Origin of the sequence: Streptomyces sp. NPDC023723 (assembly GCF_040639815.1) — a bacterium.
GTDB lineage: Bacteria > Actinomycetota > Actinomycetes > Streptomycetales > Streptomycetaceae > Streptomyces.
Window position 1 is genome coordinate 75,422 of sequence record NZ_JBFAAP010000008.1, and the last position, 19,439, is coordinate 94,860.

A 19,439-nucleotide genomic window follows, 5' to 3' on the forward strand; every position below is an offset into this window, starting at 1 on the left:
CGGGTGTCCACATCAGTGCCCGCGGCTCCGTACCCGGTGCGCGGGAGGTGTCACAGCACCGGTGAGACAGCGATACTGCTGCACATGACGACCGACACCGAAGAGCCGACCCTCACGGTCGACGAGCTGGCCGCGCGGGCGGGCGTGACGGTGCGCACGGTCCGGTTCTACGGCACCCGGGGGCTGCTGCCGCCGCCGGTGATCGGTCCCCGGCGGGTGGGGCGCTACGGCCGGGCGCACCTGGCGCGGCTGGAGCTGATCGAGGAGCTCCAGCAGCAGGGCATGACGCTGGCGGCCATCGAGCGCTACCTGGACCGGCTGCCGCCCGACGTCAGCGCGGGAGACCTCGCCATCCACCGGGCGGTGGTGGCCGCCTGGGCGCCGGACGCCGTGGCGACGGTCGGCCGCGAGGAACTGGCGCGGCGGGCCGGGCGGGCGCTGGACGACGACGACCTCGAGCGGCTCGCGGCGATGGGCGTCGTCCAGGCCGTCGGGGACGGAGGTGACGACGGCGACGGGGACGACTACCGCGTCGACCTCGCCCTGTTCCGGCTCGGGGTGCGGCTGCTGGACGTACCGCTGTCGCAGGAGTCGATCCTCAGCGCGCGCGGCATGCTGCTCGGGCACGCGCGGGCCGCCGCCCGCGAGTTGTCGGAGCTGCTGCGCGGCGAGACGGCGGACCGGGACGCGCGGGATGTGCGGTCCCTGTCCGCGCACATGCAGCCGCTGGTGGTGCAGGCGCTGCTGACGGCCTTCCAGCGGTCGCTGAAGGAGGAGCTGGCGGTGTGGCTCACGCAGTCGCCCCCTGCCGGGCAGCCGGACGGACCTGCCGGCCGTCCCTGAACCGCCCCCTCGCGGGACGCGTGGCGCTGCCCCCGGTCACCGTCGGACGGCGCCCGGGGGCCGGAGGCCGGGGCCGGTTCAGCGCGCGTCCGTGAAGACCTCCCCCTTCGCCGCCTTCTCGACCAGCAGCGCGGGCGGCGTGAAGCGGTCGCCGTAGCGGTCGGCCAGTTCGCGGGCGCGGGCCACGAAGCCGGGCAGGCCGGCACCCGCCCCGCCGTGGGCGTCGTAGCCGTTGATGTACTGGAGGACACCGCCGGTCCAGCCGGGGAAGCCGATGCCGAAGATCGAGCCGATGTTGGCGTCGGCGACGGAGGTGAGCACGCCTTCCTCGACGAGCCGGACGGTGTCCAGCGCCTCGGCGAACAGCATGCGCTCCTGCATGTCCCGGAACGGGATCCGGTACCCGGGCTTCGTGAAGTGCTCGCGCAGGCCGGGCCACAGGCCGGCCCGCCTGCCGTCCTCGTCGTACGCGTAGAAACCGGCGCCGCCGCTGCGGCCGGGGCGGCCGAACTCGTCCACCATGCGGTCGACGACCGTATCGGCGGGGTGCGGGGTCCAGGTGCCGCCCGCCTCCTCCACGGCCCGGCGCGTCTCCTGGCGGATCCGGCGGGGCAGGGTGAGTGTCAGCTCGTCCATCAGGGAGAGCACCTTGGCCGGGTAGCCGGCCTGCGCGGCGGCCTGTTCGACGGAGGCGGGCTCGATGCCCTCGCCGACCATGGCGACGCCCTCGTTGATGAAGTGGCCGATGACCCGGGAGGTGAAGAAGCCGCGGCTGTCGTTGACGACGATCGGGGTCTTCTTGATCTGCCGGACCAGGTCGAAGGCGCGGGCCAGGGCCGCGTCGCCGGTCCGGGCGCCCTTGATGATCTCCACCAGCGGCATCTTGTCGACGGGCGAGAAGAAGTGCAGTCCGATGAAGTCGGCCTGCCGCTCGACGCCCTCGGCGAGGGCGGTGATGGGGAGGGTGGAGGTGTTGGAGCAGAGCAGGGCGTCGGGCGCGACGACGTGCTCGATCTCCTGGAAGACCTTGTGCTTGAGCGAGGTGTCCTCGAACACCGCTTCGATCACCGCGTCGCAGCCCGCGAGGTCGGCGGCCTCGGCGGTCGGGGTGATCCGGGCCAGCAGCGCGTCGGCCTTCTCCTGGGTGGTACGGCCCCGGGAGACCGCCTTGGCGCACAGCTTCTCGGAGTAGCCCTTGCCCTTGAGCGCGGCTTCCAGCGACACGTCCTTCAGGACGACGTCGATCCCCGCGCGGGCGCACGAGTAGGCGATGCCGGCGCCCATCATCCCGGCACCGAGGACGGCCGCCCGGCGGACCTGGCGCGGCTCGACGTCCTTGGGGCGGTTGGCGCCGGAGTTGACGGCCTGGAGGTCGAAGAAGAACGCCTGGATCATGTTCTTCGCGGTCTGTCCGGTGGCCAGTTCCACGAAGTAGCGGGCCTCGATGAGCTGGGCGGTCTCGAAGTCGACCTGGGCGCCCTCGACGGCGGCGGCCATGATGTCGCGCGGCGCCGGGTAGGGCGCGCCGCCCGTCTGCTTGCGCAGGTTGGCCGGGAAGGCGGGCAGGTTGGCGGCGAACTTGGGGTGGCTCGGGGTGCCGCCGGGGATGCGGTAGCCCGGCCGGTCCCAGGGCTGGGCGGACTCGGGGTTGGCGTCGATGAAGGCACGGGCCCTGGCGAGCAGGTCGTCGGGGGTGTCGGCGACCTCGTGCACCAGGCCGTTGTCCGCCGCGCGGCGCGGGCTGTACTGGGTGCCCTGGAGCAGCACCTTCAGCAGCGCGTCGGTGATGCCGAGCAGCCGGACGGTACGCACCACACCGCCGCCGCCGGGCAGCAGGCCGAGGGTGACCTCGGGCAGGCCGATCTTGGATCCGGGGGCGTCCAGGGCGACCCGGTGGTGGCAGGCGAGGGCGATCTCGTAACCGCCGCCGAGGGCCGCGCCGTTGATCGCGGCGACGACCGGCTTGCCGAGGGTCTCGATGCGGCGCAGGTTCCGCTTGACCGCCATCCCCGCGTCGAACGCCTCCTGGGCGGTGTCGGGGGTGACCCGGATCAGGTCGCGCAGGTCGCCGCCGGCGAAGAAGGTCTTCTTGGCGGAGGTGATGATGACGCCCCGGACGGTGTCCCGCTCGGCCTCCAGGCGGTCGGTGACGGCGGCGAGGGACGCGCCGAACGCCCGGTTCATGGTGTTCGCGGACTGGTCCGGGTCGTCCAGGACGAGGGTGACGACGCCGCTGCGGTCCTGCTCCCAGCGGATGGTGGTGGACTCGGTGCTCATGGCGGGGATGCTCCTGGTGATCCGTCGGGAGGGGGTCAGACGCGCTCGACGATGGTGGCGATGCCCATGCCGCCGCCCACGCACAGGGTGGCGAGGCCGTACCGCTTGTCCTGGCGCTCCAGTTCGTCGACGAGGGTGCCGAGGATGATCGCGCCGGTGGCGCCGAGCGGGTGGCCGAGCGCGATCGCGCCGCCGTTGACGTTGACCTTGTCCAGGGACAGGCCCATGTCCTTCACGAACCGCAGCACGACCGCCGCGAACGCCTCGTTGATCTCGACCAGGTCGATGTCGTCGATGGTCAGCCCGGCCTTGGCCAGCGCCTTGCGGGTGGCGGGGGCGGGCCCGGTGAGCATGATGGTGGGCTCGGAGCCGGAGACGGCGGCGGAGACGATCCGGGCGCGCGGGGTGAGGCCGTGGCGCTCACCGACCTCCCGGGAGCCGATGGCGACCAGGGAGGCGCCGTCCACGATGCCGGAGGAGTTGCCCGCGTGGTGGACGTGGTCGATCTTCTCCACCCAGTGGTACTTCTGGAGCGCGACCGCGTCGAAACCGCCGAGTTCGCCGATGTCCGCGAAGGACGGCTTGAGTTTGGCGAGGGAGTCGGCGGTGGTGCCGGGCCGCAGGTGCTCGTCGTGGTCGAGGACGGTCAGGCCGCCGCGGTCCTTGACCGGCACGACGGACCGCTCGAAGCGGCCCTCCTTCCAGGCGGTCGCCGCCCGCTCCTGGGACAGCGCCGCGTACTCGTCCACGTCCCGGCGCGAGAAGCCCTCGATGGTGGCGATCAGGTCGGCGCCGATGCCCTGCGGCACGAAGTTGGTGTCGTAGTTGGTCATCGGGTCGTTGAACCAGGCGCCGCCGTCCGAGGCCATCGGCACCCGGGACATGGACTCCACGCCGCCCGCCAGGACCAGGTCCTCCCAGCCGGAACGCACCTTGGCGGCGGCCATGTTGACGGCCTCCAGGCCCGAGGCACAGAAGCGGTTCTCCTGCACGCCGGCCACCGTGTCCGGCAGTCCGGCGGCGACGGCGGCGATCCGGGCGATGTCGGAACCCTGGTCGCCGACCGGGCCGACCACGCCGAGCACGATGTCGTCGACGGCGGCCGGGTCCAGGCCGGGGAAGCGGGCGCGGATCTCGTGGATGAGCCCGACCACCAGGTCGACGGGCTTGGTGCCGTGCAGGGCGCCGCTTGCCTTGCCGCGCCCGCGCGGGGTGCGGATCGCGTCGTACACATACGCTTCGGGGGTCACTGGTCGGCCTTTCGGGGAGGGGGCTGGTCGGTTGTCGGGGGGTGGGGTGTTGTCGGGGGTTCGGGCTTCGGGGCGGGGGTCGGCGTCAGGGCGGGGCCGGGCGGCGTTGTCGCGGGGCCGGGCGTCGGCGCGGGGCCGGGCAGCGTCGCGGGGCCGGGCAGCGTCGTGAGCGTGGGCACGTCCCAGTCGCGGGCCACCGTCTCGGTGTCGGCGCCCGGGCGCGCGGGGCCGGTGCGGACGGTGGTCGGGGTGGCGGAGAAGCGGGGGGCGGGGGCCGGCTGGGTGAGGCCGCCGTGGTCGGTGAAGGTGGCGCGGGCGGCGAGATGCGGATGGTGCGGGGCCTCGCGCAGCGCGAGCACGGGCGCCACGCAGGCGTCGGAGTCCGCGAAGACGGCCGTCCACTCGTCCCGGGTGCGGGTGCGGAAGCGGGTCGCGATCGCCGCGCGCAGCTCGTCCCAGCGGGCGGGGTCGTCGCGGGCCGGGGCCTGTTCGGGGATGCCGAGCAGCGTCATGAACTCGTCGTAGAACCGCTGTTCCAGGGCGCCGACCGCCATGTACCGGCCGTCGGAGGTCTCGTAGGTGCCGTAGAACGGGCAGCCGCCGTCCAGCAGGTTGACGCCGCGCCGGTCCTGCCAGCCGCCGGCCGCGAGCATGCCGTGGATCATCGCGGTCAGATGCGCGGTGCCGTCGACGATGGCCGCGTCCACCACCTGTCCGGTGCCGGTCGCGCGCGCGTGGTGCAGCGCGGCCAGGACGCCGACGACCAGGTAGAGCGAGCCGCCCGCGTAGTCGCCGAGCAGGTTGGCGGGGGCGGCCGGGGGCGCGTCGGGGGCGCCGGTCAGGCCGAGGGCGCCGGTCAGGGCGATGTACCCGATGTCGTGGCCGGCCCGCCGGGCGAGCGGACCGGACTGGCCCCAGCCGGTCATCCGGCCGTAGACCAGGCGCGGGTTGCGGGCCCGACAGGGCTCGGGGCCGATGCCGAGGCGCTCGGCGACACCGGGGCGGTAGCCCTCGATCAGCACGTCGGCCCGGGCGGCGAGGTCGAGGACCCGGCCGGGTCCGTCGGGTGCCTTGAGGTCGACGAGCACCGAGCGCTTGTTGCGGAGGGTGACGTCGTGGGCCGGGTCGATACCGAGGCCGGGGCCGCCCGGTCGGTCCACCCGTACGACGTCGGCGCCGAGGTCGGCCAGCAGCATCGCGGCGAACGGGCCGGGGCCGATCCCGGCCAGCTCGACCACGCGCACGCCGGTGAGCGGACCGTGCGAGGGCGTCGTCGCCGTGGTCATCGGGTCCCCAGTCTGTGACACCAACGATGTAACACCAGTGATGTTAGAAACGTGTTGCGGTCCGCACAAGAGCGGGGACGAGCAAGCGCTTGGCCAAGCTTCGCCGCCGCGCACTTCTCACGCTAGCCTCGGCCACCGACAGCGGCGCGCGCTGCGCGACCGACGGTGCCCGGCGAGACGGAACGGACTGGTGTCATGAACCCGCGCGGCGGTACCACCGACCGGCCCGGCCGGTCGGACCAGTCCGACCGGCCGTACGACATCGTGCTCTTCGGGGCGACGGGCTTCGTCGGGCGGCTGACCGCGGCACATCTCGCCGCGCACGCGCCCGCCGGCCTGCGCTGGGCGGTGGCCGGCCGGGACGGGGACAAGCTGGGCCGGCTGCGCGACCGGCTGCCCGGCGTGCCGGGGCCGGATGTCCTGCGGGCCGACGTGTCCGACCCGGCCTCGCTGCGCGAACTCGCCCGGCACGCGCGCGTGCTGGCCACGACGGTCGGTCCCTATGTGCGCCACGGGGAGCCGCTCGTCGCCGCCTGCGCCGACGCCGGCACGGACTACCTGGACCTCACCGGTGAGCCGGAGTTCGTGGACCTGATGTACGTCCGGCACGACGCACGCGCGCGGGAGACGGGCGCGCGCCTGGTGCACGCCTGCGGTTTCGACTCCGTACCGCACGACCTCGGCGTGTACTTCACGGTCGGCCGGCTCCCCGAGGGCGTGCCGCTGACCGTGGACGGCTTCGTGACCGTGGACGCCGCGTTCTCCGGCGGTACGTTCGCCTCCGCGCTCGGCCAGCTCGCGCGCGGGCGGCAACTGCGGGCGGCGGCCCTGGAACGGCGACGGCGGGAACCGCGGCCGACGGGTCGCCGCGCGGTGGCGCCGACGGGGGCGCCGCGGTTCGCCGGGGAGGTGGGTGCCTGGGCGCTGCCGCTGCCGACCCTCGATCCGCGGGTCGTGCGCCGCTCGGCGGCGGCGCTGGAGCGCTACGGTCCCGACTTCCGCTACCGGCACTACGCGGCCGTCCGGCGGCTGCCCGTCGCGTTGGGCGGGGTGGCGGCGGTGGGCGCGCTGGCCGCGGCGGCGCAGGTACCGCCGGTCCGGCGCCGGCTGGCCGGCCGGCTGCGCCCCGGGGACGGGCCGAGCGCCGAGCGGCGGGCCAGGAGCTGGTTCTCGGTCCGTTTCGTGGGCGAGGGCGGCGGCCGGCGGGTGTTCACCGAGGTCTCGGGCGGTGATCCCGGGTACGACGAGACGGCGAAGATGTTCGCGCAGGCGGCACTGGCGCTGGCGCTGGACGACCTGCCGGAGACCGCCGGGCAGGTCACGACGGCGGTGGCGATGGGCGACGCGCTGACCGCCCGGCTACGGGCGGCGGGCCTGCGGTTCCGGGTGGCGGCGGAGCACTGACCGGCCTCCGCCGGGAGCCCGGACATCCATCCCCGGCGGGCACGGACCGCCCGGCCACCGGCTGACTCCTGCCGCCACGGCGGGTGCGGCAACGCCGCCCGGTCGGCGGCGAAGGTCCCGCGCGGTCCGTTACAGCGCCCACCCGGCGATGGTCCACACCATCCCGCCGGTCCAGGCCAGTCCCGCCGCCACGGCCAGCACCATCCCCACCCGCACGGACCGGCCGACCGGCCGCCCCTCGGCCCGCTCGCCGGGCCGGCCCACGGCTCGCTCGGTGGGCCGGCCGAAACGGTCGGGCCGGGCAAGGGACTTGTTGGCTCGCTGCGGGGTGGTCATACGGACCAGCCTGCCCGCAGCACCGGGCCCCGCACATCCGTACGGATACTCAGGTACCTACGCCTGCCGACGTCTACCAGGCACCTACGCCGGGGCCGGGCGGCCGGCCGCCCGTAGCGCCCGCCGGCACAGGGCGTCCGCCCTGCGGGTGGTCTCCGGCAGCCGGTAGGCGGGGGTGAGCGCCAGCGTGTGCGCGCAGGCGTTGTCCAGGGAGACCCGGTGCCCGGCCGAGACGTAGACCGGCTTCACGCCGTCCCGGGTGCGCAGGGCGCGGCCGACCTCCTCGTCGCCCGCGAGCAGCGCGGACGTACTGCCGCGCGGCGCGGCCGGGTCGTCGTGGGTGAAGGCGAACGGGTTCTTCGCGACGCCGATGGTGGGCAGTCCGGTGAGGACGCCCAGGTGGCAGGCGAGGCCGAAGCGGCGCGGGTGGGCGAGGCCGTAGCCGTCGCAGACCACCAGGCCGGGCGGGCCGGGCAGGGCGCCCAGCGCGGCGAGCACCGCCGGGAGTTCACGGAAGGCCAGCAGGCCGGGGACGTACGGGAACGAGATCCGGCCGACCGCCGTGGCCTCGGCGACGACGGTGAGGGTCGCCGCGTCCAGCACGACGGCCGCCGCCGCGACGACGTCGCGTGCGTCGTCGTAGGCCACATCGACGCCGGCGACGTGGCCCGTGCCGGGCGGCGGGCCGGGTTCGTCGAGCACCAGGCGGGCGCGCAGCCGCTCCTGGACCGCGCGGGCCCGCTCCTCGGTCGCGGGCCAGCCCTCGGGAATCGGTACGTCACGGTCGTCATGGTGACCACGAGCCTACGAGGGGCAGGGCACCCCGGCCCCACCGGGCCGCCGGGTCAGCTGCCCGGCGCGCGTCGCGGTTCGCCATCTCCCCTTGGCTTCTCGGTCGCTTCGGCTCCCGGGCCACTTCGCGGCGTGTGTCAGGAGGGGCTGAGCGAGAGTCATGTCACTCAGCATCACTTCTGGGAATGAAGGCGGTGACAGAGGTCACTCTCCCCATGTGCACGGAGCGGCTCGTTCCGTCGTCTCATTCAGTGCCCGCCCCATTCGCCCGCCCGCCGTCCAGCCGCCCGCCGTCCAGCCGTCCCGAGGGAGCAAGGCGTTGTCCATCGTCATCGAGCAGTCCGTCGAGGCGCGTCTCGTCGCCGCCGCGCCCCGTATGCCGAGCATTCCCGCGAAGCTCCGCTACGACCGTCGCGACCCGTTCGCCGTCCGCATGACCTTCCCCGCCCCGGCCACGCTGGAGGGCGTGGACGTCTGCTGGACCTTCTCCCGCGAACTGCTCCTCGCGGGCATGCGGGAGCCCGAGGGCCACGGCGACGTCCGGGTGCGGCCGTACGGCTACGACCGCACCGTCCTGGAGTTCCACGCCCCCGAGGGCACCGCCGTGATCCACGTCCGCTCGGGTGAACTGCGCCGCTTCCTGGAGGCGACCAGCGAACTGGTCCCCCTCGGCCTGGAGCACCTCCAACTCGACCTGGACCACGAACTGGCGGAGCTGATGCGCGGCACCTGCTGAGGGACCCGCGGCGGACTCGTCGCCGGACTCGTCGCCGGATTCGTCGCCGGGCTCGCGGCGGGGGCGGGCTCAGCCGGCCGTCGGGGCCGGCGCTCCGGCGGTCGCCGCGCCGACCGCCGCGCACAGCTCCCGCATGATCCGCCGGACGCCGGGCGCCCCCGCGCCCCGCGCGGACAGCGCCTCGCTCCGGACGCCGTCCGCCGGCGGACCCAGCCCCCGCAGCCGCGCCGCGGCGGCCAGGACGGCGACGGCCGCGTCCGGGACCGGCACCTCGGCGGCCGGCGCCGGACCGCGCAGGACCTGCCGGGTGCGGTCACGGAGCGCGTCCACGAGGGCCGGGCGGGCCAGGGCGTACGACACGGACGGGAAGACGCCGAGCACCCGTCGCTTCTCGGCGCGCAGACACCGCTCGGCGACCAGTTGCTCCCGAACGGCGTCCCAGGTGATCCGGGCCCGCAGCCGCACCCAGGTCCGCCAGTCGTGCGGCAGGGACTCGCGGACCAGGTCGAGCAGCCCGTCCAGGACCGGGTCGCCGGTGCGGGAGTCCAGGTCGACGGGGGTGGCGATGCCGTCGTCGTCGACGAGCAGGCCGCGCCGGGCCAGTTCGGCGAGGGCGCCGGCCCGCACCAGGCGGTGTGCCGGCGCGGTGTCCCCGGCCAGCAGGCACAGGCGGGCCGGCACTGAGAGCGGACCGTGGGGCACGGGGTCTCCTTCGGGACGATTCCTGCGGTGCGGTCCCGGCGTGGTAATCGGTTGACACCCCGCCCGGCCGCTTCCTACGGTGTACGAGTCCTGTTGTCGTCGATCGGAGTAGGACGTTGCTCGTCTGAGGTCCTGAGACACCGCGCCGCACCCATTCAGGTGTGTGCGCCGCGTGCGACCTCGGTGTGCGAGCCGTCCCGACGAGCAGGGCTTCTCTCCTCTCCAGGGACCTCCGGTCCTGCCTCGGCCTGCCGACGGCGGTCGCCGCCCCGCGGTGTCTCGATACGCGTTTGCCCCTGACCGCACCACGCAACCGCGGAGTCACCCCTCATGCATACTTCCCTCAGCTGTACGGCCCTCTCCTTCGCCTGGCCGGACGGCACCCCCGTCTTCCAGGACCTCGACGCCGCCTTCGGCCCCGGCCGCACCGGGCTGGTCGGCGTGAACGGGGCGGGCAAGTCGACCCTGCTCAAACTCGTCGCCGGACGGCTCACCCCGACCGGCGGCACCGTCCGGGTCACCGGCGAGGTCGGCTACCTCCCGCAGAACGTCACCCTCGACACCGCACTCCGCGTCGACGAGGTGCTCGGCATCGCCGCACGGCGGGCCGCGCTGCACGCCATCGAGGCGGGCGACGCGGCCGCGGCGCACTTCGAGACCCTCGGCGACGACTGGGACGTCGAGGAACGCGCCCGCGCCACCCTCGGCGAACTCGGCCTCGGCCACATCGGCCTGGACCGCACCGTCGGGGAGGTCTCCGGCGGCGAGTCGGTGCTGCTGCGGCTGGCCGCGCTGCTGCTGGGCCGGCCCGACGCGCTGCTCCTCGACGAGCCGACCAACAACCTCGACCTGTACGCGCGCCGGCGCCTCCGCGCCGCCGTCGCGTCCTGGCCCGGGGTGCTGGTCGTGGTCAGCCACGACCGCGAACTGCTCGATCTGGTCGACCAGATCGCCGACCTGCGCCGGACCGGCGGCCCGGCGCACCCGGGCGGCGCCGAGCTCGTCTGGTACGGCGGCAACTTCTCGGCGTACGAGGAGGCCCTCGCCGTCGAGCAGGAGGCGGCCGAGCGCATGGTGCGGGTCGCCGAGTCCGACTTCCGCAAGCAGAAACGCGAACTGTCCGACGCCCAGGTCAAGCTGGCCCGCCGCAAGCGGTACGGCCAGAAGATGTACGAGCAGAAGCGCGAGCCCAAGATCATCATGGGCGCGCGCAAGCGGGCCGCCCAGGAGTCCGCGGGCAAGCACCGCATCCTGCACGAGGAGAAGCTCGCCGAGGCCCGGGAGCGGCTGGACGACGCGGTGGAGGCGGTGCGGGACGACGACGAGATCCGCGTCGACCTGCCGTACACGGCCGTCCCGCCGGGCCGTTCGGTGCTCACCCTGCGGGAGCTGGAACTCGTGCACGGCGCCCGGGTGGAGAAGGGTTTCGACCTGCACGGACCCGAGCGGATCGCGCTGGTCGGACGGAACGGCGCGGGCAAGACCACACTGCTGAGGACCATCGCCGGGGAACTGGCCCCGGTGGCGGGCGAGGCGACGGCACACGTGCCGCTGCGGTTCCTGCCGCAACGGCTGGACGTGCTCGACGACGGTCTGACCGTCGCCGAGAACGTGGCCCGGTTCGCGCCGGACGCCACCGGCAACCGGATCCGGGCGCGGCTCGCCCGCTTCCTGTTCCGGGGCGCCCGGGCCGACCAGAGGGCGGCGACACTCTCCGGCGGCGAACGGTTCCGGGCGACGCTGGCCGCGCTGCTGCTGGCGGAGCCCGCGCCGCAGCTGCTGATGCTGGACGAGCCGACCAACAACCTGGACATGGCGAGCGTCCGGCAGCTCACCACTGCCCTGGAGTCGTACGAGGGAGCGCTGATCGTGGCCGGCCACGACCTGCCGTTCCTGGAGTCGCTCGGCATCACGCGCTGGCTGCTGCTGGCGGAAGGAGAACTGCGGGAGACGACGGCGGAAGCGGTCACGGAGACCACCTGACCGGCGTTACGGGGGCGGGAGTGCGGCGACCGCGGGCGGCGGAGCCGGTCACTCGGTTGTCCGGGTGAGGCGTGGCGCTGCGGGTGAGGCGGCTGAGCAGGGCCTTTACGCCGCATTTAACCTACGGTCTCGTAACCTACGGTGTCGTAGCCTACGATGCCGTAGGTTCCGGCACCGCTCGCCGGACCCATCGAACGGTCATCCGTCCCCCCTGGAGTATTCGTGACAGTCACTTCCGCCCAACTCGGCAGCTCCTCCGCCTGGACCGACGCGCGACTGCTGCTCGCACTGGAAGAAGTGGTCGAGCAGGAACTGAACCGGCATCTGCGGGTCACCAAGGACTGGATGCCGCACGAGTACGTGCCGTGGAGCGAGGGGCGCAACTTCCCCGGCTTCTTCGAGGACGGGGAGGCGTGGGAGAAGGGCCAGTCCAAGGTCACCGAGATCGGCCGCATCGCGCTGGTGGTGAACCTGCTCACCGAGGACAACCTGCCCAGCTACCACCACGAGATCGCCTCCCTCTTCGGCCGCGACGGCGCCTGGGGCACCTGGGTGCACCGCTGGACGGCGGAGGAGGGCCGGCACGGCATCGTGATGCGGGACTACCTGCTCGCCTCGCGCGCGGTCGACCCGGACAAGCTGGAGCAGTTCCGGATGGCGCACATGAGCGAGGGCTTCGAGTCGGACAACCGGCACTCGATGCTGCACTCGGTCGCCTACGTCGCCTTCCAGGAGCTGGCGACCCGCGTCTCGCACCGCAACACCGGCCACCAGTCCGGCGACCCGGTCTGCGACCGGATGCTGGCCCGCATCGCCACCGACGAGAACCTGCACATGGTGTTCTACCGGAACCTGCTGAAGGCGGCCTTCGAGCTGGCGCCCGACCTGACCATGCAGGCCGTGCGGGACGTGGTCGTGAACTTCCGGATGCCCGGCCACGGCATGCCCGGCTTCGAGCGGGCCGCCGCGCAGATGGCGATCGGTGAGGTGTACAACCTGCGCATCCACCACGACGACGTGATCCAGCCCGTGCTGCGCTACCTGAAGATCATGGAGATCGGCGGGCTGAGCCCGGAGGGGCTCAAGGCGCAGGAGGAACTGGGCCTGTTCATGGGCGGCCTGGACACGGAGGCCGCCAAGTTCGACGAGAAGCTGGCGGCACGCAAGGCCAGGATGGCGGCCCGGGCGGCCGGCTGACGGCCACTCACGCGCGGCCACTCACGCGCCGGCGCCCCGTGCAGGCGCGCTGTGCCGACGCCCCGTGCCGACGCGCTGTGCCTGGACGGCCTGCGCGGGCGCCCTGCCGTCGCTCCGCCGCCGTCGTCGCCGGGCCGGGGGCCGGTCCCGCGCGGGCGGCCCGCCGTCGCTCCCCAGCCGTCCCCTGCCGCCCTCGGCCAGCACCATGCCCCGTACGGCCGGCTGGGCGTCACTCCCCCGCCGTCGTCCGGTCCAGGGCCGCGTCCCGTACGCCCGCCGCGTCCGCCATGCGGTGCGCGCGCAGCCGGTCGCGCCGGCGGGTCGGCCAGTGGTCGCGTTGGCCCAGGGCGGTGGTGACGGCGCCGGCCGGCAGGCCCTGCACGGGTCCGCCGTGCGCGGCGAGCAGGCCGGTCCCGGGCCGGCAGGGTGCCGGGGTCGCCCGGCTGCTCACGGCGGCTCAGCCGGTCCCGCACCCGGCCGGCCGCGCAGCGCCGCCCGCCGCGCCGCCAGACCCCGTGGGGCACCGGCAGCGGTGACCAGGGCCTGCGCGGCGGCGGCCCAGCCGGTTCGGCCGGGGAGATGTGTGACCGCCGCGGCCAGCCCCGCGGGGCCGCGAGCCACGCGCTGTCGCCGGTGGCCGACGCGGCGACGGCGGCCGGGCGCCGGCCGCAGGTGCCGCGCCGCCACAGTCCGTCCACCGCGCCACGGGGTTCGGGCAACGCCCGGACGCGTACGACGAGTTCCGGGTCAGCCCGGCAGGTGCTTCAGCCGGGCTGACCCGGGCACCCTGTCAAAGCCCGGCACTCCCCTCAGGGCGCGGCCCGCCGCAAGGCCAGCCGTTCCTTCTCCGACAGGCCGCCCCAGACGCCGAAGCGCTCGTCGTTGCTGAGGGCGAACTCCAGGCAGGCCGGGCGGATCGGGCACAGGGCGCAGATCAGCTTCGCCTCGCGTACCGAGCTGCCGGGCTCGGGGAAGAAGAAGTCTCCCCCGGTCTGCGCGCACAACGCCTCCTCCTGCCAGGCGAGGTCGGGCGCCGTGATCGTGTCGTTGGGCATGGCCAGCAGCGTGCCGGACGGCGCAAAACGTTCGATCAACGCGGGATCAACGTCCCGCCCCGGGCCGTCGGCCCCCCGATGGTCACCCGTACGGCGCCGCGAGGCACGACGGCGCGCGGGACGGCGCGGGCGATTGTCAGTGGGCGGTGCGAGACTCGGCGGAGCAGGCAACGGGACCCTTCCGAGGAGGGCGAAGATGCTCACCGACCGCTACGTCACCGGCGCTCCGGACTGGATCGACGTCGCCGTGCCCGACATCGAAGGCGCCGCCTCCTTCTACGGCGGCCTGTTCGGCTGGCGGCTGCGGCCGGGGCCGGCCGGGGACCACGGCTGCTTCGAGCGGGACGGCGCCACGGTGGCCGGCTGCCTGGGGATCACCCCCGAGCACGGCCCGCCGTCCTGGACGGTGTACTTCCGGACACCGGACGCCGAGGCCGCCGCCCGGTCCGCCGAGCGGGCCCGGGGCCGGGTGCTGGTGCCGCCGACGCGCGTGCTGGCGGAGGGCGTGTCGGCGGTCCTCGCCGACCGGGCGGGGGCGCCGTACGGCGTCTGGCAGCCGGGGCAGCGCAAGGGGCTGGACCTGGTGGGCGCCCAGGGCGCGCTGTGCTGGGCCGAGCTGTACACACCGGACATCGCGGCGGCCGCGGCGCACTACCACGCGGTGCTCGGTCTGGAGACCTCCGCCCTGTCCTTCCCCGGCGGCGTCTACACCTGCGTCAATCCCGCGGGCGAGGGCGAGGCCGGCGTGTTCGGCGGCGTGGTCCCGCTCGCCGACGACCCGCTGGAGACAGCGGCGCACTGGCTGCCGTACATCGCGGTGGCCGACACGGACGCCGTGCTGACCCGGGCCCGGGAGCTGGGCGGCGAGATCCGGCTCCCCGCCACGGACGTCGAGGGCGTGGGCCGCCTGGCCCGGCTGGCCGATCCGTACGGGGCCCGGTTCGCGGTGCTCCAGCCCGCGCCTCGGGAGGGGTAGGGACGAGGGGTGGGAACGGGCGCGTCACGCCGACGCGCGCCGCACCAGTGTCGTCGGCAGGATCACGCCGGACGGCGTGGCGCCGGGGGCGAAGGCACGCGGCCCGGACTCGCCGTCCAGGCCGCGCAGCAGCAGCCGGGCCATCAGCCGGCCCATCTCCTCGATGTCCTGACGGACCGTGGTCAGCGCCGGCTCGGTCTGTTCGGCGACCTGCACCATGTCGTCGAAGCCGACCACGGCCACGTCGTCCGGGACCTGCCGCCCGTGTGCGCGCAGCACCCGCAGCGCGCCCGCCGCCATCAGGTCGTTGGCCGCGAACACGGCGTCCAGCGCGGGACACCGGTCCAGCAGGTCCCGCATGGCGCGCTCGCCGCCGCCCGCGGTGAAGTCGCCCCGGGCGACCAGCGCGGGATCGGCGCCGGTCACGACGTCGCGGTAGCCGGCCAGCCGGTCGGCGGCGGAGGTCTGGTCGAGCGGGCCGGTGATGTGCGCGATCCGGCTGCGGCCGAGGCCGGCGAGGTGGCGCACGGCGTCCCGGGCGCCGCCCCGGTTGTCGCTGTCGACGTACACCACGTCGTCGCGCCCCTCGCTCCAGCCGGGACGGCCGCCGAACACCGTCGGCACCCCGGCGCGCTGGATCAGGCCGGGCAGCGGGTCGTCCAGGTGCAGGGAGAAGACCAGCGCCCCGTCGACGTGTCCGCCCGCGAGGTAGCGGCCGACCCGGGCGTGGTCCTCGCGGCCCTCGGTGAGCAGCAGGACGAGCTGGTTGTCGTGGGCGGTCAGTTCCTTGCCGATGCCGCGCAGTTGGAGGGCGAAGAAGGGGTCGGCGAAGACCCGGGCCTCGGGTTCCGCGACGACCACGGCGACGGCGTCGTGCCGCCGGGTCACCAGGGAGCGGGCGGCCTGGTTGGGCACGTAGCCGAGTTCCTCGACCGCGCGGCGGACCCGGGCGGCGAGCGCCTCACGGACTCCCGCCGCTCCGTTCACCACCCGTGACACGGTGGCCCGGGAGACCCCGGCCCGCGCGGCCACCGCCTCCAGCGTGGGACGCGGCGCTGTGTCGGTCACGTGGGCTCCTCCTCGGCGGCTGCGGACCAGGATAGCCGCGGGCCGAGGGAGGATGAGAGCGCTCTCCGCGCGCAACCCGCCGGAAACCGCCCTGTCCAAGGGCACCTGGAACGACTACGGGCTCCCGGTGGTCGCCGCCGGTTCGCCGCCGGCCACCTCGGGCTCCAGGTGCACGGAACCACCGACGTGGTGTCGTACCGGGACGTGCGGATCATGGGGGTTGGGACTGGTGCGTGGGGGCCACCGAACAGACCGTGACGCGCGTCACATCATCCCCGTGTCACGGACGGGCCGGCTTCTTCCATCTGGTGGTCGTCAACAGCGAGCACGGGAGGCCGAGCGATGAACACACGGCACAACACCGGCGGGGCGACCGTCCACCACGTCCTGGTCCTGGGAGGCGGTTACGCGGGCCTGTCCGCGGCGATCCAGCTCGCGGCGCGGACCAGGCGGCGCGAGGAGATCCAGGTGACCCTGGTGAACGCGCGGGAGCGGTTCACCGAGCGCATGCGGCTGCACATGACGGCGACCGGGCAGCGGCTCGCCGACCTGAGCATCCCGGAACTGCTGGCGGGCACGGGCGCGCGGTTCGTGCGGGGCTGGGCGACGGCGGTGGACGCGGATGCGCGCACGGTGCGGATCGACGACGACCAAGTGCTGCACTACGACACGCTGGTGTACGGGCTGGGCGGCGTGGCCGACACCTCGGCGGTGCCGGGCGCCGAGGAGCACGCGTACGCCCTGAACGGCGCCCAGGACGCCGAGGTGCTGGCCGGCCGGCTGGCGCGGCTCGGCAGCGGCACCGTGCTGGTCGCCGGCAGCGGGCTGACCGGCGTCGAGTCGGCCGCGGAGATCGCCGAGCGGTACCCGGAGCTGGACGTGGTGCTGCTGGGCCGGACCGAGCCCGGCGCGGCCATGCGTCCGAAGGCCGGGGCGTATCTGCGGGCCGCGCTCGACCGGCTGGGGGTCCGGGTGCGCGGCGGGGCCGAGGTGGCGAAGGTGCTGCCCGGCGCGGTGGAGCTGACCGGCGGCGAGAGCGTCGCCGCCGATGTGGTCGTGTGGACCAGCGGTACCCGGGTGTCGCCGCTGGCGGCCGCCGCCGGGCTCACCGTCGACGAGCGCGGCCGGGTCGTCACCGACGCCGCCCTGCGGTCGGTGTCGCATCCGGAGGTGTTCGCGGTGGGCGACGCGGCCGCGATCCGCCAGGGCTACGGGGTTATGCACGGCACCTGCCAGGGCGGGATGCCGACCGGGGTGCACGCCGCGGTGTCGGTGCTGCGCGTGCTGAAGGGCAGGGAGCCCAGAGCGTTCCGGTTCGGCTACTACCACACGCCGGTGAGTCTGGGGCGGCACGACGCTGTGGTGCAGTTCACCCGCCCCGACGACAGTCCGCGCCGGATTCACCTGACCGGCCGGATGGCGGTCCGGTACAAGGAGACGGTGACTGCCTCGCCCTGGCCGACCTACGGCCGTATGAAGAAGATGCCCGCCTCGGGCGCGTTCTGGCCCCGTGGCGGCCGGTTCACCCGGGTCGTCCGGGGGGCGCGGTGACGCACCTGTCCGCCGATGCCGACCAGCAGGTGTTCCAGCGGTACCGGAACCTGCTGTTCTCGGTGGCGTACCGGGTCATGGGCAGCGCGGCCGACGCCGAGGACGTGGTCCAGGACGCCTGGATCAAGTGGTCGGCCGCCGACCGCTCGCAGGTGACCGACCCCAAGGCGTATCTGACGCGGATCGTGTCGAATCTGGCGCTGGAGCGGCTGCGTTCCACTCGGCACAAGCGTGAGACGTATGTGGGGCCGTGGCTGCCGGAGCCCATCCTCACCGGTGCGGACGGGGCCGCGGCCGTCGCGGACGCGGAGTCGGTGTCCATGGCGATGCTGGTGGTGCTGGAGACGCTGAGTCCGCTCGAGCGCGCGGTGTTCGTGCTGCGGGAGGTGTTCGGCTTCAGCCACGCCGAGATCGCCGCGGCGGTGGAGCGTTCCGAAGCGGCGGTGCGGCAGGCCGCGCACCGCGCCCGCGAGCATGTGCGGGCCCGGCGGCCGCGCTTCCCGGCCGACCGGTCGCGCCAGCGGCAGGTCACCGAGCGGTTCTTCGCCGCCGCGACCGGCGGCGACATCAACACCCTCATGGAGTTGCTGTCCCCGGACGTCACCCTGTGGACCGACGGCGGCGGCAAGGTGCGGCAGGCGCTGCGCCCGGTCGTCGGCGCGCGCACGGTGGCCTCCTGGTTCGCGGCCATCGGCACGGTCGCCTACCAGGGCGTCGAACCCGCCGACATGCGCGCCGAGCTGGTCGAGATCAACGGCGGGCCGGGCATCCTGTTCCGTGCTCCGGACCGGGTGATCGCCACGGTCACCCTCGACTTCGACGCCGAGGGCCGGGTCATCGCCCTGCACAACGTGGCCAACCCGGACAAGCTGCGGGCCGTCTCCGACGGTGCCCGGCGCGACATCGGGACGCGGTGAGAGCCGGGCCGCTCGCCGGCTGCCGCGGTCAGGACGCCTCCGGCTGCCCGTTCGCCGGTGGCCGGCGGGCCCTGCTCGGCTGTACCCGCTTGGGTTCGCCCGGCATCTTCGGATACTCCGGCGGGTACGGCAGGTCGCCCAGGCCGTGGTCGCGTTCGTCCTTCGCCGCCAGCTCCAGCAGGGCGTCCAGGGAGTAGGCGTGGTCGTCCATGTCGGCGTGCACGTCGCCGAGTTCGGCGAAGCGGGCCGGCATGGTGACGAGGTCGAAGTCGGCGGGGTGGGCGATGCCGACCTCCGCCCAGCGCAGCGGGGCCGAGACGGGGGCGTGCGGGCGGGGGCGTACCGAGTAGGCGGAGGCGATGGTGCGGTCCCGGGCGGTCTGGTTGTAGTCGACGAAGATGCGCCGCCCCCGCTCCTCCTTCCACCACTTGATGGTGACCCGGTCGGGCATCCGGCGTTCCAGTTCGCGTCCCACCGCGATGGCGGCCCGGCGTACCTGGGTGAAGGTCCAGCGCGGCTCGATCGGGACGAAGACGTGCAGGCCCCGGCCGCCGGAGGTCTTGGGCCAGCCGCGCAGGCCGCCGAACTCCTCCAGTACGGCCCGTAGTTCGTGGGCGGCGCGGACCGCGTCGTCGTAGTCGGTGCCGGGCTGCGGGTCGAGGTCGACGCGGAGTTCGTCGGGGTGGTCGACGTCGGCGCTCCGGACCGGCCAGGGGTGGAAGGTGAGGGTGCCGTACTGCGCGGCCCACACCACCGCGGCCTCCTCGGTGGGGCACATCTCCTCGGCGCTGCGTCCGCTGGGGAAGGCGATGTGGGCGGTGGGGATCCAGTCCGGCATGCCCTTGGGGGCGCGCTTCTGGTAGAACCACTCGCCGGTGACGCCGTCCGGGTAGCGCTCCAGGGTGGTGGGGCGCTCGCGCAGGGCGCGCAGGATGCCGGGGGCGACCGCCTGGTAGTAGCGGGCCAGGTCCAGCTTGGTGAAACCGCGCTCCGGGAAGAAGACCTTGTCCGGGCTGGTCAGCCGTACGGTCCGGCCGCCCGTCTCCAGTTCCACCGCTGCACCCAT

The 19,439-nt window shown here is 74.3% G+C and carries 18 protein-coding genes; 8 read left to right on the forward strand and 10 right to left on the reverse strand.

Annotated features, from left to right (window positions below; genetic code table 11):
* The first annotated feature begins 84 nt into the window (after positions 1 to 84).
* Complete coding sequence (locus AB0G32_RS12040) at positions 85 to 843, forward strand: MerR family transcriptional regulator (protein ID WP_361161715.1); 759 nt, start codon at positions 85 to 87, stop codon at positions 841 to 843.
* Positions 844 to 921: 78 nt separating this feature from the next.
* Here the strand turns inward: AB0G32_RS12040 and AB0G32_RS12045 are convergent, their stop codons facing one another.
* From AB0G32_RS12045 to AB0G32_RS12055, 3 genes are read right to left on the reverse strand one after another with little or no spacing between them, the layout of a single operon-like run.
* Complete coding sequence (locus AB0G32_RS12045) at positions 922 to 3,120, reverse strand: 3-hydroxyacyl-CoA dehydrogenase NAD-binding domain-containing protein (RefSeq protein ID WP_361161717.1); 2,199 nt, start codon at positions 3,118 to 3,120, stop codon at positions 922 to 924.
* Positions 3,121 to 3,155: 35 nt separating this feature from the next.
* Positions 3,156 to 4,370 carry an acetyl-CoA C-acetyltransferase gene (locus tag AB0G32_RS12050; protein WP_361161719.1) on the reverse strand — a complete coding sequence of 405 codons (1,215 nt, stop codon included), beginning with the start codon at positions 4,368 to 4,370 and terminating at the stop codon, positions 3,156 to 3,158.
* The gene (locus AB0G32_RS12055; RefSeq protein ID WP_361161721.1) at positions 4,367 to 5,656 is read right to left on the reverse strand and encodes a CaiB/BaiF CoA-transferase family protein; all 1,290 of its coding nucleotides are present in this window, start codon (positions 5,654 to 5,656) and stop codon (positions 4,367 to 4,369) included. The genes AB0G32_RS12050 and AB0G32_RS12055 overlap by 4 nt, the downstream gene beginning before the upstream one ends.
* Positions 5,657 to 5,851: 195 nt before the next feature.
* Between AB0G32_RS12055 and AB0G32_RS12060 the strand changes: the two genes are divergently transcribed.
* A complete protein-coding gene (locus tag AB0G32_RS12060; protein WP_361161723.1) occupies positions 5,852 to 7,060 on the forward strand; it encodes a saccharopine dehydrogenase NADP-binding domain-containing protein in 1,209 nt (402 codons plus the stop codon).
* A 129-nt stretch (positions 7,061 to 7,189) separates the two neighbouring features.
* Here the strand turns inward: AB0G32_RS12060 and AB0G32_RS12065 are convergent, their stop codons facing one another.
* Together AB0G32_RS12065 and AB0G32_RS12070 are read right to left on the reverse strand one after the other, a co-directional pair.
* On the reverse strand, positions 7,190 to 7,396 hold the full coding sequence (locus tag AB0G32_RS12065) for a hypothetical protein (RefSeq protein WP_361161724.1): 207 nt from the start codon (positions 7,394 to 7,396) through the stop codon (positions 7,190 to 7,192).
* Positions 7,397 to 7,480: 84 nt separating this feature from the next.
* Positions 7,481 to 8,167, reverse strand: coding sequence for an endonuclease V (locus AB0G32_RS12070; protein WP_361161990.1), 687 nt, complete (start codon positions 8,165 to 8,167; stop codon positions 7,481 to 7,483).
* A 340-nt stretch (positions 8,168 to 8,507) separates the two neighbouring features.
* Between AB0G32_RS12070 and AB0G32_RS12075 the strand changes: the two genes are divergently transcribed.
* Positions 8,508 to 8,924, forward strand: coding sequence for an SsgA family sporulation/cell division regulator (locus tag AB0G32_RS12075; RefSeq protein ID WP_361161726.1), 417 nt, complete (start codon positions 8,508 to 8,510; stop codon positions 8,922 to 8,924).
* A 69-nt stretch (positions 8,925 to 8,993) separates the two neighbouring features.
* Here the strand turns inward: AB0G32_RS12075 and AB0G32_RS12080 are convergent, their stop codons facing one another.
* Positions 8,994 to 9,626, reverse strand: a complete 633-nt coding sequence (locus AB0G32_RS12080) for a GPP34 family phosphoprotein (protein WP_361161728.1) — start codon at positions 9,624 to 9,626, stop codon at positions 8,994 to 8,996.
* 330 nt (positions 9,627 to 9,956) lie between these two features.
* Here AB0G32_RS12080 and AB0G32_RS12085 point away from each other — a divergent pair, with 330 nt between their 5' ends.
* Together AB0G32_RS12085 and AB0G32_RS12090 are read left to right on the forward strand one after the other, a co-directional pair.
* Complete coding sequence (locus tag AB0G32_RS12085) at positions 9,957 to 11,609, forward strand: ATP-binding cassette domain-containing protein (RefSeq protein WP_361161730.1); 1,653 nt, start codon at positions 9,957 to 9,959, stop codon at positions 11,607 to 11,609.
* Positions 11,610 to 11,831: 222 nt separating this feature from the next.
* A complete protein-coding gene (locus AB0G32_RS12090) occupies positions 11,832 to 12,806 on the forward strand; it encodes an acyl-ACP desaturase (RefSeq protein WP_361161732.1) in 975 nt (324 codons plus the stop codon).
* Between the two features lie 229 nt (positions 12,807 to 13,035).
* On the opposite strand, the gene AB0G32_RS12095 is transcribed toward AB0G32_RS12090, so the two are convergent.
* The gene (locus AB0G32_RS12095; protein WP_361161734.1) at positions 13,036 to 13,257 is read right to left on the reverse strand and encodes a hypothetical protein; all 222 of its coding nucleotides are present in this window, start codon (positions 13,255 to 13,257) and stop codon (positions 13,036 to 13,038) included.
* 358 nt (positions 13,258 to 13,615) lie between these two features.
* A complete protein-coding gene (locus AB0G32_RS12100) occupies positions 13,616 to 13,861 on the reverse strand; it encodes a WhiB family transcriptional regulator (protein ID WP_361161736.1) in 246 nt (81 codons plus the stop codon).
* A 196-nt stretch (positions 13,862 to 14,057) separates the two neighbouring features.
* On the opposite strand from AB0G32_RS12100, the gene AB0G32_RS12105 reads away from it, so the two are divergent.
* On the forward strand, positions 14,058 to 14,837 hold the full coding sequence (locus AB0G32_RS12105; protein ID WP_361161738.1) for a VOC family protein: 780 nt from the start codon (positions 14,058 to 14,060) through the stop codon (positions 14,835 to 14,837).
* A gap of 24 nt (positions 14,838 to 14,861) precedes the next feature.
* Here the strand turns inward: AB0G32_RS12105 and AB0G32_RS12110 are convergent, their stop codons facing one another.
* A complete protein-coding gene (locus tag AB0G32_RS12110) occupies positions 14,862 to 15,905 on the reverse strand; it encodes a LacI family DNA-binding transcriptional regulator (RefSeq protein ID WP_361161740.1) in 1,044 nt (347 codons plus the stop codon).
* 342 nt (positions 15,906 to 16,247) lie between these two features.
* Between AB0G32_RS12110 and AB0G32_RS12115 the strand changes: the two genes are divergently transcribed.
* The gene (locus AB0G32_RS12115; RefSeq protein WP_361161741.1) at positions 16,248 to 17,456 is read left to right on the forward strand and encodes an FAD-dependent oxidoreductase; all 1,209 of its coding nucleotides are present in this window, start codon (positions 16,248 to 16,250) and stop codon (positions 17,454 to 17,456) included.
* Complete coding sequence (locus AB0G32_RS12120) at positions 17,453 to 18,373, forward strand: RNA polymerase sigma-70 factor (RefSeq protein ID WP_361161743.1); 921 nt, start codon at positions 17,453 to 17,455, stop codon at positions 18,371 to 18,373. Before AB0G32_RS12115 ends, AB0G32_RS12120 begins: the two co-directional genes overlap by 4 nt.
* A 28-nt stretch (positions 18,374 to 18,401) precedes the next feature.
* Here AB0G32_RS12120 and ligD read toward each other — a convergent pair whose 3' ends face one another.
* The gene (gene ligD / locus AB0G32_RS12125; RefSeq protein WP_361161744.1) at positions 18,402 to 19,439 is read right to left on the reverse strand and encodes a non-homologous end-joining DNA ligase; all 1,038 of its coding nucleotides are present in this window, start codon (positions 19,437 to 19,439) and stop codon (positions 18,402 to 18,404) included.

Coding starts and splice junctions, on each gene's coding strand:
- AB0G32_RS12040 (WP_361161715.1), top strand. CDS start 85: ATGACGACCGACACCGAAGAGCCGACCCTCACGGTCGACGAGCTGGCC.
- AB0G32_RS12045 (WP_361161717.1), bottom strand. CDS start 3,120: ATGAGCACCGAGTCCACCACCATCCGCTGGGAGCAGGACCGCAGCGGC.
- AB0G32_RS12055 (WP_361161721.1), bottom strand. CDS start 5,656: ATGACCACGGCGACGACGCCCTCGCACGGTCCGCTCACCGGCGTGCGC.
- AB0G32_RS12060 (WP_361161723.1), top strand. CDS start 5,852: ATGAACCCGCGCGGCGGTACCACCGACCGGCCCGGCCGGTCGGACCAG.
- AB0G32_RS12065 (WP_361161724.1), bottom strand. CDS start 7,396: ATGACCACCCCGCAGCGAGCCAACAAGTCCCTTGCCCGGCCCGACCGT.
- AB0G32_RS12085 (WP_361161730.1), top strand. CDS start 9,957: ATGCATACTTCCCTCAGCTGTACGGCCCTCTCCTTCGCCTGGCCGGAC.
- AB0G32_RS12100 (WP_361161736.1), bottom strand. CDS start 13,861: ATGCCCAACGACACGATCACGGCGCCCGACCTCGCCTGGCAGGAGGAG.
- AB0G32_RS12105 (WP_361161738.1), top strand. CDS start 14,058: ATGCTCACCGACCGCTACGTCACCGGCGCTCCGGACTGGATCGACGTC.
- AB0G32_RS12115 (WP_361161741.1), top strand. CDS start 16,248: ATGAACACACGGCACAACACCGGCGGGGCGACCGTCCACCACGTCCTG.
- ligD (WP_361161744.1), bottom strand. CDS start 19,439: ATGGGTGCAGCGGTGGAACTGGAGACGGGCGGCCGGACCGTACGGCTG.